Below are 12,989 nucleotides of genomic sequence, written 5' to 3'. Positions count from 1 at the left end.
ATTTTCTTGTTGAAGTGATAGCTGAACCTTAGAACGGATAACCAATGGCGAAATGAATTCCCATTCCATCCTTGAACCGGGGGATATTGTAATATCCACTTTTGCCAGTTTCATAAGGTACGTGTAAGGCGATTCCGAAGTCCAGACGCAGAATCAGGAAAGACAGGTCATAGCGCAAACCGACTCCGGTACCGAGCGCGATGCTGTCGAAGAAGTTATCCAAACTGAATTCTGCTCCCGGACGAGCTTCGTCTTTCCGCATCAACCATACGTTGCCGGCATCCAGGAAAGTCGCCCCGTTCAGATTGCCTCCCATGAAATTCGACAGGATACGAAAACGGTATTCCAAATTGGCTTCCAGTTTGATGTCACCGGTTTCATCCACGTAAGAATAATTGGCGTTGTTGACCGGATGGAATCTTCCCGGTCCGATGGAACGGACGGTAAAGGCACGGATACTGTTGGCACCTCCAACATAGAATTGTTCGCTATAGGGGGCGATGGTCTTGTTACCGTATGCCCAGATGACTCCTCCCATGAGTCGGGCAGCCAGTTGCTGCTTTTCGCTGATGTTGTGCAGGAAGCGAACTTCGGAAGAGTATTTCAGGAACTGTGCGAACGGAGTTCCCAACAGTTTCTTTTCTTTGGTGCTGAACTTTTGTCCGAAGGCGGCATAAATCATGGAAGTTACGTTACCGGCCGAGGTCAGTGAGTTCTCCCACCATACTTGGTTTTTCTTTTTCCGGTAACTGTTGTCGTAGGTTACGGTGTAAGTCAGCGAAGGAATGAACTGGTCGTCCAAACTATGGAACAGCATCGGGTTGGCATTGGCAATAGAGTCAAAGCGGGCTGTTCGGTTTTGCAGGGTGTTGAAGGCCAGATGCAGCGGTGTGACCGTATGCTTGATGCTACGTTTGGGTTGGAAACTGTAGGACACGGTTCCTCCGAATGATAACATCTTGAAATAGCGGGCACGGTTCAATTGTTCGGCATAAATCTTGAAATTAGTTTCCGACGGGAAGCGGAATGGGTCTACCCGGTTTCGTATCCACGGAAGAATCAGTCGGGGAAAATTCAGTGACAGTGCCGCTCCTAATTCGTATGAGTTCATCACGGAACTTTCACCGTCTACCGTAGAGCTGGTTTGCCATTCGTAAGATCCTGACAATTCCAGGTTCAACGAGGCTCCCATTCGCTTGAAATTCTTTTTGGAAAGATTGAATTTGGCTCCAGGGCCTGTCTGTTTGGTACTTTTGGTGGTAACGTTCAATTCCAGTTCGCTGTCGTAAGGCAGGTCGAACATCGCATTGACGTCAATGTCCAGTGTATCTGTTCCCGGGCGGGGCGTATATTTGAAGTCATTGAATTTGAATACCCCCAGTCTTGACAAAGCCTGTTGTGTGTAGTTTTGTCGGACTTGTGAGTACGTTTCTCCACTACGGTAGAGGAAACGTCGGCGAAGCACTCCATACCGTATGCCTGGTCTTTTCCCGGCATAATTAATGGTAAAGTTATGAAAATTCAGGGAATCTTCCGGCTGTTCTCCATTGTATCCAATCAAATTGATTTTTGTATTCCCGATATAGTATGTACGCAATCCGTCTTCCGGTATATTTTGCTTCTGTACGATTTTTAAGTTGACATATCCCGGGCGAATCAGTGTGTCGGCCAAGAATGTAATAAAGTCGGAACGATAATAGTAATATCCGTTGTTACGGAACAGTTCTACCAGCCGGTTTCTTTCTTCGTCCAGTTTGCTGACGGAAAACTCATCTTCCCTTTTGAGCAGACGTTCCTCATAGGATTTTTGAATCAGCGTGTCCGCTTTACCGGAGAATCCCACGTAGCTTATGGAATCCAGCTTGTAGCGTTGTCCTGTGTAAATAGTGTACAGCAGTTTGGCTTTCTTGGGATTTTTGGCCGTATCGACTTTTACTGTTACGTTTCCTTGAAAGAAACCGTTTTCACGCAGCAGGTTGCTGGCTACCTTGGTACGGGTTTCCGGGTTGACGGTTGACACATAGATCGGGTCGGCAGCCAGTTTCTTGAAAATCCATTTTCCGATACCTTTTTCGTAACGTTCAAAACGGTTATATACCCATAATCCGAGAGGGAAGGGGATACGAAGGTTCGGGCTACCGAAAAATGAATTGTTCGGTGCCACGTTCAAGGCTCCTTGCACTTCTTCCAGGGTTGCTTCGCCTTCATCTTCCGGATTGTATCCTTCAATCTTTGGAGAAGGAGTTCCGATGTAGAGCAACTCATCTTCCGGCAGATGTTTGGTGGTAGAGCATGCAACCATCACTACAAGCAGCAGAAGTCCTGTCAGGAAACGGCTATTTATCTTTATTTTCATCTTCATTTTCATCTTCCTCTTTTTTTACAGCTTCGACGGGTGCTTTTTCTTTTTTCCTGAAAATAAACAATTCACCTACTTTGCTTACTTTCTTGCGCAATACGATACCTACGCCTGTTTCAGTTACTTCTCCATCGAGGATACTTTCATAATTCTTGTCGTGGAAAAGCTTTACATATCGTGTTCCACTGTTATCCAAACGATACTCTAATGAAATATTGTCGATGAAGGACTCATCTTGCTGCACGTTGTTTCCGGTTGAAACTTTTCCGCCGATGACAACCCGGATACGGTTGTTCCAGAACCGTTTGGCGAACTGGAAGTTATAATCCGTGCTCGATTGTCCGGTTTGTTCTCCGTTGTTGGTTTCTATACCGAAGTTCACATCGATGGTCTTGAGGGCACTTCCGGCTACCTTTGAAATCTGGTCTTGCAGGAACGAGTTCATCACGCTGCTTCCTCCTCCACCGCCCAATGTACCTCCTTCTGTCAGGTACATGCCGGTTACCAACATGGTTACTGCTACTTTGTTTTTGTCTTCGGCCGACATGGAAGCCAGTTCATTCTGCATACTTCCGTCTTCCGGTGCATCTATAATAAAGGTAAAGCCTAAATCTTCCAAAGTGTTCGTAATATTTACTCCTACATCGAAATTGACCATACGTGAAGCCTGTCCTTCCTGTGCCACAGACGAGCGTACTCTTTCGGTAGCCTTGATGTTCAGTTGCGGATTCATGGCATTTCCACTCCATTGTATGTAACTTCCACTTTGTATGTGGAAGGTCTTCAACTGGATAATCGGCAACTGGTATTTCATTTCTCCACTCAGCAGTGAATATTTTCCGCTTAAAATGATATTTCCTGCCGGTGTATATTGGAAGGAGAGGTCGCCTCCACCTTCAAAATACATGTAGTTGCTGCCTTTTTCATCCAGGTTGACACGACATTGTACGGCTTCATCGATATGCAAGGTCATCAGCATATCGATGCCTCCCAGTGTCAGGGCCGGTAATATTCTTCGGTCCACAGTAGTCGTATCACTGAAATTCATGAAGGTAACCGTTTCTCCCAGTTTGTCCTCCACGGTCAGCGGAGAATCCTGCAAGATGTATGTAAAGTCACTGTTACCTAAAATATTCATATTCCCACGTATGGTCATGTTGTCAGGAGTGCCTTTAAGTGTAGAGTGGAAGTCTACATATAGCTTTCCGAATACCAGCGAGCGTTTGGTCTGTTTGGCATTCAGCAATTCAAAGTTGTTGGCATCCATTTTCAAGTCCATTTTCATTTGGCTGAGGTCTGCCATATCTACACTTCCATCAATGGTAAATGGAGTTTTTCCTTTGGTGAAAATTTTAAATCGGTTGAAGGTCAGCTTGCTGTCTTTCACCTCCACTGGCCTGTCGTCAAACCGCAAGTTCAAGGAAGCCTGTGGAACATAGATATTCACACTGTCCAGGTTGATTTGTCCGTTCATGAGAGGACTGGCATTGCTACCCGAGACTTTCATGTTTCCGTCTACGTCACCGCTTAAAATGGCCATTTGGTCGGGAATGAAAGAATTGGCAATTTCCAGCGGAAAATGGTGTAGGGACATGTCTGCATTAATCCGGTCATTCTCCTCCTCACTGGCCGCCGGGAAATAGGAACCGTCTATGCTGGCAATCTCCTGATTGTTTCGAGTAATAAAGCCATTGATACTTTGTTCTCCGCTTTCTTTGGGCAGGTAAACCGCACTCAAAGCCCAGTTTCCCAGTTCAATACCGTTGTAAGCCAGCTGGTCGATGCTGTTTTCCAGTGAAATCATGTCAGTACCATTCGTTTGTACATAATGCGCTTCGGCATTGATGACACCGGAAATGTCCGGCATGTAAGGGATTACCCTTTTAAATTCTCCAATGTTGATTTGGCTCAATGCAAGCGTCAAATCCTGTTGGGCAGTAGAGTCAGGAGTGGAGTATAGACTGATGCCTGTACGCATGTCATCATGGATAGAAAGGTTGGCCATGATACGTCCGTCATCCCTCAAGTAAATATAGTTGTCAGGGTTTACCGTGAACTTTCGGTATACTAATGTAGGGTCAAATGGGTTGATATGCAAGCTGATGCCTTTTTTCTGCAATCCGGCGGTCATGCCGATATTGACTCCACATTCTTTTTTACCGTTCAGGTATTCTATGGTCGCATTAAGTTTATCTGCTTCCACGTCTCCGTTGAGCATGATGTCGAATGCTTCCTGAAAAGGCTTATCGTTGGCGATAATGCCGCTGCTGAGCAATATTTTCTCAGCTTGTTGTGATGCGTTGAAATAGATGGTATCAAACGCAAGGCTGTCGGTGCTCAACCCATAGAGATTCATGGCCGCATTCAGTCCGTTTTCTGGCGAGGTCTGAATGTTTACATTCATCCGGTCGAAATTGATTCTCCGGATGGCCAGGGTGTTGGAAACCGGATTGTCTTTTCCGGCAAAAATGCGCAACTGGGCATTGGGCAGCAATTCGCGTAGAACGGTCTGGTCAATGTGTCTTTCTTTCCATTGCTTGTCCAGTGTCTGCGTCAGCTTCGTGAACTGGTTACCCAGTTCATCAATACCTCCCTTGCTGTGGAACAGGAAGGTCAAATCGCCCGCATTGACAAAGCTATGGATGGAATCACGTGCGGTGGTAAAGCCCAGATGCAAATCTTTGGTCTTGTATGTCTTTTTCTCCGTAATCAGTTGGATATCCTTAACCGACATACGTATCCCATGACTCTTCTTTAGGTTGGTATTCAGATGAATATCAATGTTGCTCGCAGTCTTGAAAGGAGTTTGTACCAGTCCCATTCCATACAAATCCAGGTCGGCAATCTGAATCAGTGCATCAGCTTTGACTCGTGACGGATGCAAGGTAGCATCCAGCTGAGAAGAGATTTGCATGGCATTGTCTTTTATGTTCATTGTCATGCTGGCCTGTGAATTCTTCAAGCCTGCCTGCAGCTGTACCCCCGAGAGCGTACGTGAACCAATTTGCAGATGCGAAAGTGCTGCGTCTGCTTTTAACCGTGTATGCGGAGAGAAAAAGTCATATCCTTTTCCTTTTATATGTGCTTGTGCCGAGAGCTGGAATAGAGAATCCATCGGCATAAAACTATGCAGATTGAGCTGTTCTATGTTTAAATCGGCCTGATAAGCCTCTGTCAGAAGATTGTACTTGCCGTCCAGTTCTGCATATCCTTCATCGTGACTCAGTTTGGTTGCTGCTTGCAGGTCATTTCCTTTCATTTGTGCTTTTCCTCGAAGTTGTGTACCAGAAGGGATAAGGAAATCTCCTGTCAAGCTTTGCAGAAAGTTCATCCGGTAAAAATCAGAATTCAAGTTGATGACCCCCTGTCGGGATATACTGTCGAGTACATGCCGGAGAGTACCATCTGCTTCCATACGGAAATAGTCGGGAATTTTTACCTGGCAAGTATTTAAGTTCAACTGGTTCAGGTTACCATCCACGTCGAGACGTATTTGCAGTGGCGCTGCAGGAAACGATTGAATAAATTCTTTCGGCATATCGGGGATGAGCTTGAACAAGTCTGCTTTCCCGATTTCAGCCATCAGCCGTGCTTGCAGTAGCCCGTCCTGATTCTGTTCCGTGACCGACCAGTCGACTGTGGCGTTGAATGCAATGAACGAGTTGGCTGTCTTGATTTGGAAATCAGGAATCTTGATGGTTTTCTCATCGGCACGCAATTCTCCTTCCGATGAAGTGATTTCCAGCCCGGAGCGTTCTTTCAGTTCGAACTGATGCAGTAGAGCACGGATGTTGTTCCCTTGGTAATAAAGTGAGTCTAGCTGCAGATTTACTTTCGAGAGAGCAATGTGCGATGGATCTATCCCTTTGGCCAGCGGAGTCGAGTTTCCGGAGTTGTAAAACAGCTGGCTGTCCAGTAATTTGAATGTATTGGCAGAATACGCTTCCTTATGTAAGTCGACAAAGCCGTTGCGCAAAGATGCGCTTTGGATTCTGATGCCGAAATTCATGGTATCGAGTGGCATGTCCATCTGGAAACTGACATTGTCAAGGTCAATTTTCTCCAGTTTGAATTTCCAATAGGTGGGAGCACTTTGGGTAGTGTCTTGTGCGGTTGTATCGGCCAGGCACATTTTCAGGTCTGCATCCTTGAGGGTCAGTTCATTGAGTACAGCCGTTTCGGGAGTCAGGTCTACGCCATGCGATTTCAAGAACAGATTGCCCAGCTTTCCTTTGAGCGACATTCCCTCAATCAGGTTTGCGGTGTTGACTGAGGCATTTTTCAGGCCTACTCCATCCACTTCTATCTGTTTTTTCAACAGAGGTAGCAGCTGGATTTTCACCGTCAGTTCTTCTACGTCAAGCAGGGTATCTTTCTGGTCTTTTACGGTTGTTTCATGTACGACCAAGTTTAGTGGAAATGACAGAGAAATGCGTTGTATATGAATTTGCATTCCCGTAGCCTCAGAAGCATATGCGGTGGCCTTGTCCACAATAAAGTTTTGGACAGGGGGGATGTAAATCAATATGCATAATATAATGAAAAGGATGAATGGACTTGCTAAAGCAATTCCTCCCCATTTTATATATTTTTTCATACACTATTGAGCCGTTAGATATTGCGAATATACGAAAAAGAACCAAATAATGGTACATTTTGTTTATGAACTGTGAGTTGAAATCACATTATTTATTTACCTTTGTGCAGTTACTAAAATTTATATACTACTTATGAAACCAACATTATTTGTATTGGCTGCCGGTATGGGAAGTCGTTACGGTGGCTTGAAGCAACTTGACGGACTGGGTCCTAATGGGGAAACAATCATGGATTATTCAATTTTTGATGCAATTCGTGGAGGTTTCGGAAAATTGGTATTCGTAATCCGTCGTGATTTTGAAAAGGATTTCCGTGAAAAGATTGTAAGCAAATACGAAAATCATATCCCTGTAGAGGTTGTATTCCAAGATTTAAACAACCTGCCGGAAGGTTTTACTTGTCCGGAAGGCCGTGCAAAACCATGGGGAACAAACCATGCCGTATTGATGGGAAAAGATGTGATCAAAGAACCGTTTGCTGTTATTAATGCGGACGACTTCTATGGTCGTGACAGTTTTGCCGTAATCGGTAAATATTTGTCAGAACTGCCTGAAGGAGCAAAGAACGACTATTGCATGGTAGGTTTCCGTGTAGGTAATACCTTGTCAGAAAGTGGTTCTGTAGCTCGCGGTATTTGCTCTACCGATGAGAATGCCCATCTGACTACCGTAGTAGAACGTACGGAAATCATGCGTGTAAACGGAGTCGTTTCTTATAAAGATGAGAAAGGTGAATGGGTAGGCATTGAAGACAATACTCCTGTTTCAATGAACATGTGGGGATTCACTCCGGATTATTTCAAATATTCTGAAGACTATTTCGTAGAATTCCTGAAAGAGAATATTGGAAATCTGAAATGTGAATACTTCATTCCGTTGATGGTTAACAAGCTGATCAATGAAGGTACTGCTACTGTAAAAGTACTGGATACTACTTCCAAGTGGTTCGGTGTGACTTACGCTGCTGACCGTCAGAGTGTGGTTGACAAGATTCAGGCTTTGGTGGATGCAGGTGAGTATCCTTCTAAATTGTTCTGATAATCCTCATTGAGAAATTTATTATAGACAGGCCGGGACTGCAGGAAACTGTGGTTCCGGTTTTTTTTGTGTTTAGAAAATAGAAATTACTGTGGGGATGATGCGCAGCATGAAGTCTTGATAAGTCTCCTAAAAAAGACCAAAGGCCGTCTCAAGGAAAACTGAAACAGCCTTTGGTATATTTTTATGTGGTGGATTAAATTTTATTTTTTATTTGCCACCGTTTATCCATGTTTTCTCAGAGTAGATATAATATCCGTCTCCATACGCACTGCTTATATTAGGATTGCTTAACACGCTACTGTTACCGTATGGCAAGCGTTCCGGATAACGATTGACACCTCCTTGTGTGTTATAAGGGTTGGTCAGGACTACATAACTTTCCCCCATTGCTTTCAGACGGCGTAAATCATTGTAAGTTTCCACTTGCTCATCCGCACATTGGGCAATGTACTTCTGTTCAAAAAGCGTCTTGAGCGTCGGCGTTCCCAATGAATTTACGTAAGCACTGGCATCGCTATCATCTCCACACCATCCCAATATTTCACTGATAGAAGCTGTTACAGCTTTTTGGAATTCACTGGTAGCGTCTTCATTCAGGCGTAATTTAGCTTCAGCCAAGATGAAATATAATTCAGATACGCTGAACAGATGAAGAGGTTGAGTACCTAAATCATACCATTCCGGGAAGGCCAGACTTCCATCGGCAACTTGTGCGGCCGTTTCATCTCCAGGAGTATATGATTCCCCTGTTTCATAAGTGTAATAAGTAAAACGAGGATCGTCACTACCCATTAAATCCGTAACGGTTTTTGAAGAAGCAATGTAATATCTGCTCCATAGATAAGCGCTCCAGGGATTGTCACAAGTAACACCGTTGAATTCTTTAATCATGAATCCTTTGAAACCCAGTTCGACAGCTTTCCCAGCGGCGGCCTTTACCTCTGCCAATAAAGCATTTCTATCTTCGGTTACAGCCAGCTGATGAATCAAATAGCGAGCCTTTAAAGCGTATGCTGTGGCCATCCATTGTTCATTGTCATTTTTAAACGCAATGTCTTGATTTCCGGCAGACTTTAAATCTTTTCCTTTTTCAAGATTGCTGATAGCATCTTCCAATGTCTTTAATATACCAGCATACACATCCTTTTGTGCATCCAGTTTAGGCTGGAGATTTTCTTGTCCCAGCAAAGCCTCGCTATAAGGAATATCTCCATGCATGTCTGTCAATACTCCAAAATTCAGAGCTTCCAGAACTTGTGCCATACCCAACAAATCATATTTGCCAGCATTTCCTTGCGTTCCGGTATTGATCTTTTCAATCATCTGACGGATATTCATCAGATTTCCGTATGTGGAATTCCAGACATTATTAAAGGTTGTAGACGCAGCCCATTCAGAGGAATTGCGCAGTTCTGCTCTCATCAGCTGATTGTTCCCTACGCCAATTTCTTGCTCATTGAGAGAAGAGAGATAAAAAGCATAATCCCCAGAAACGGTGCTGAAACCTGTGGCCATGATTGCATCTGTCAGCTGAAGTGCAGCTGACACGTTTTCGGGAGCAGGATGCTGATTATCTTTGTTGATATCGTCCATTATATCCTCGGTACAAGATGTCAGTCCGAGAAATGCAACAGACAAAACGGATAATATATATTTCTTCATGTTCGAATCGTATTTATATTAAAATTTAATAGTAAGTCCACCGCCAAAGCTTGAAGTATTAGGCACAGAGAAACGTTCAAAATATCCACTCATGTTATTGTTACCCTGTGATGATTCCGGGTCGAAATTAGGCAAGTTGGCCCAAACCAAGATATTACGGGCAAATCCATAAACTGAAATATCGAATATACCCATTTTAGGCAACTGGTAAGTCAGTGTGACGTCACGCAATTTCACGAAGCTGGTATCATAGATACCTGATTCAGAAATATTGTAATAGGCCTGATAGTAGGCTTGCTTGCTGACCTCAACTGTATTCTTTTCTCCCGTAGCTTCATCGATTCCTTCTGCCACCATCGTTCCTTCATGATAATTGAGAGATTCCTTGGTTGCACCGAAATAGTTCAATGTCATGTTTGTACCATGATACATTTTACCACCTTGCTGCCAGCTCCATGTGGTTTCCAAAGAAAGACGTTTGTAACGTCCGCCGAAAGTGATACCTGTGGTGAAGTCAGGTGAACAGTTACCCAAGTTCTGACTGTCTCCTGTAGCTTGTGGCAGACCGTTAAGCAAGAGAAGGTTTCCTTCATTGTCACGTTTGAATGCAGCGCCATAAATGTTCGGATATGTACATCCTGCCTGAGCTCTGATTTGCGGTTCCACAAAACCACCCAGCATGATAGATTCTACACCCGGAGCCAGTTCTACTACCTTATTAATAATCCGAGTGAAGTTGATACCTAAGTTCAAGTCATAATCTTTACTCTGCAAAATAGCTGCATTGATAGAGAATTCATGAGCATGTGTACGCATCTTTCCTGCATTGGTCATCATATACTGATAACCGATTGTTCCATCTGTCGGTACAGAGAATATCTGGTCTTTTACGTTCTGTAAGCTATACGTATATTCCATTTTGATTCTGCTGTTGAACAGATGCAAATCGATACCGGCTTCATAGTTTACGGTGTTCTGTGGCTTGAGGTCTTCATCATAGACCACATAGTAGGGAACGTATGATGAGACACCGCTTGGAAGAGGATAAGACACCGGAGTATAGGCTAAGAAACCTCCGCCATAAGACGGGGTATAATAGAAATTGTTGTAATAATTTCCAGCCTGACCGACTTGTGCAAATGAACCTCTTAATTTACCATAGTTAATAACACTGTTACCTTCAAGGAAAGACAGTTTGGTGAATTCCCATCCTAAAGATACAGAAGGATAGAAGAAGCTACGACTACCTCTAGGCATTGTAGATACATAGTCATTACGTCCTGTCACAGTCAGATACAGCTGGTCCTTCCATGATACAGATGCGCTTCCAAAGAAACCAACTGTACGTTCTCTTCTTGTGTATTCGTTGGCACTGGCCAGATTGGTGGCATTCCCAATGGTTGGGAATCCTGGGAAGTTAAAATTGCTGGCATAGTAGTCCCACGTACGAATGTTTTCATCATTAAATTCATTACCCAAGATAATGTTTAGTCCCCATTCGTCTTCATTTCCGAAACGTCCGTCAAAATTGATGGTAAACAGGTTATTAAATACATTGTGCTGAGAACCATAATTTTCAATATCACCTCCGGTCAAAGCAGTGGTTGACCCCATTTCTCTTACATCCGAATAGTTGGATGTCCAGATATCCAAACCTGCCTGTTCACGGAACTTTAATGTAAATCCATCTCCCCAGTTCAATTTGGGTTGGTATTCAAGGTAAGCATTTCCAAACACACGGTTCGTATGCTGCAAGTATTCATTGTTGTCTGCCCACCAGTAAGGATTCACGAAAGAAGTGGAACGGAACAATACCTGATTGGTAACATCTCCCGGAACATGAGTAGGAATACCTTTCAGGTCATATTCTGCCGGAGCCGAATAAACCACGTTCATGATACCGTCGTTAGCACCTGGAGCTGAAGTAATCTTTGTAGAAGAATAGTTTGCAGAAAAACCAGTATTCCATTCATCATTGATTTTCCAGTCAACCAATCCTCTTGCTCCCCAACGGTTCATTCCAGTAGATGGGATAATACCATTCTGATAAGAGTTGTTCAGGCCAAATGAATAATTCACTCCATTAAGGCTCTGAGATATGTTCACATTGGTATTTTCAGTGAAACCTGTACCCAAAAAATCACCGACATTGTCATAAATTTGGGGAGTAGTCCAACCATCCAGTCCCGCTTTGGCACGCTGGGTGTTATAATATTGACCTTCGTGCATGCCATATTCCGCAGTGTAGTCATTGTTTGTATTACCTCCATAAACAGGATCATTAGGCAAATCACTGATTTTAGGTCCCCATGTGCTGGAAGAAGAAGGATTATATGCACTGATGTTATCTCCCTGTGCATACACTGTCTGGCGTTCAAACTTTCTTGACACCCGTTGAGCACTCAAATTTGTTGAGATAGTGACAGCCGGTTTGTTCAAGTTGTTTTTTGCCCCACGTTTAGTTGTGATTACAATCACACCGTTGGAAGCACGGATACCGTACAAGGCAGAAGCAGCCTGTCCTTTAAGTACGTTGATTGTTTCAATATCCTCAGGATTGATATCAATACTACGGTCGGCATAGTTCGCACCTGTTACAGAACTTCCGGTATCGAAGTCGGCAGAAGTATTAATCGGCATACCATCAATCACATACAAAGGCTGGTTATTTCCATCAAACGAACGGGCACCACGGATAATAATTTGTGAAGAAGCTCCCGGTGCACCAGAAGACTGGCGGACTTCAACTCCAGTCAACTTACCTTGAATAGCATTAGCCAAAGAAGTTGTACCACTTTTACTTAATTCATCAGATTTTAAATCCTGTGCTGCATAGCCCAACGCTTTACGGTCTCGTTTGATACCCATTGCAGTCACTACCACTTCGTCAAGCTGTTCAGCATCAGACTTCAACGCCACTTTTACGACGGGAGCAACCTTCACTTCCTGTGACTGCATTCCGATGAAAGAAATGACCAAAGTTCCCGCTGAACTAAAATTTCATACAAATAACTGATAAACAAATAATTAATAATTTATCTGTATTACATATAAACAATCCAGAGCCTATGTGGACGTGCGAGTTACATAGGTTTTCTACCTCTTTTTTACTAATAAAGTCAAAATCCAACAGTATTAATTTATAACCTATTCCTCATATTTTACGTTTCGCATGTGGAAAACGTATGTTTCTCAGTGCGAAAACGTACGTTTCCCTATAGGAAAACATACGTTTCAGCATCGGGAAACATAAAATATAACAAGAAGCTATTCTATTACAGGCTTTATCTTTTCATGTTTACCTATTCCTTGATAAAATAGGTGTATAC

The 12,989-nt window shown here is 43.5% G+C and carries 5 protein-coding genes; 1 reads left to right on the top strand and 4 read right to left on the bottom strand.

Translation table 11 applies throughout. From position 1 onward, the window contains the following. Positions 1-28: 28 nt before the first annotated feature. Positions 29-2,356, bottom strand: a complete 2,328-nt coding sequence (locus RDP42_RS02790) for a BamA/TamA family outer membrane protein (RefSeq protein ID WP_374046905.1) — start codon at positions 2,354-2,356, stop codon at positions 29-31. After that, entirely contained in the window at positions 2,337-6,956 is a 4,620-nt protein-coding gene (locus RDP42_RS02785) for a translocation/assembly module TamB domain-containing protein (protein WP_308762438.1), read from the bottom strand. Before RDP42_RS02785 ends, RDP42_RS02790 begins: the two co-directional genes overlap by 20 nt. Positions 6,957-7,089: 133 nt before the next feature. On the opposite strand from RDP42_RS02785, the gene RDP42_RS02780 reads away from it, so the two are divergent. Further along, positions 7,090-7,995, top strand: coding sequence for a nucleotidyltransferase (locus tag RDP42_RS02780; RefSeq protein WP_204473765.1), 906 nt, complete (start codon positions 7,090-7,092; stop codon positions 7,993-7,995). A gap of 210 nt (positions 7,996-8,205) precedes the next feature. Here RDP42_RS02780 and RDP42_RS02775 read toward each other — a convergent pair whose 3' ends face one another. Together RDP42_RS02775 and RDP42_RS02770 are read right to left on the bottom strand one after the other, a co-directional pair. Beyond that, a complete protein-coding gene (locus RDP42_RS02775) occupies positions 8,206-9,660 on the bottom strand; it encodes a SusD/RagB family nutrient-binding outer membrane lipoprotein (RefSeq protein WP_308762437.1) in 1,455 nt (484 codons plus the stop codon). Between the two features lie 18 nt (positions 9,661-9,678). Beyond that, the gene (locus RDP42_RS02770; RefSeq protein WP_308762436.1) at positions 9,679-12,639 is read right to left on the bottom strand and encodes a SusC/RagA family TonB-linked outer membrane protein; all 2,961 of its coding nucleotides are present in this window, start codon (positions 12,637-12,639) and stop codon (positions 9,679-9,681) included. Between the last annotated feature and the right edge of the window lie 350 nt (positions 12,640-12,989).

It is taken from the genome of uncultured Bacteroides sp. (assembly GCF_902472605.1).
Taxonomy (GTDB): Bacteria; Bacteroidota; Bacteroidia; order Bacteroidales; family Bacteroidaceae; genus Phocaeicola.
This window is presented reverse-complemented; position numbering and strand designations above follow the sequence as displayed.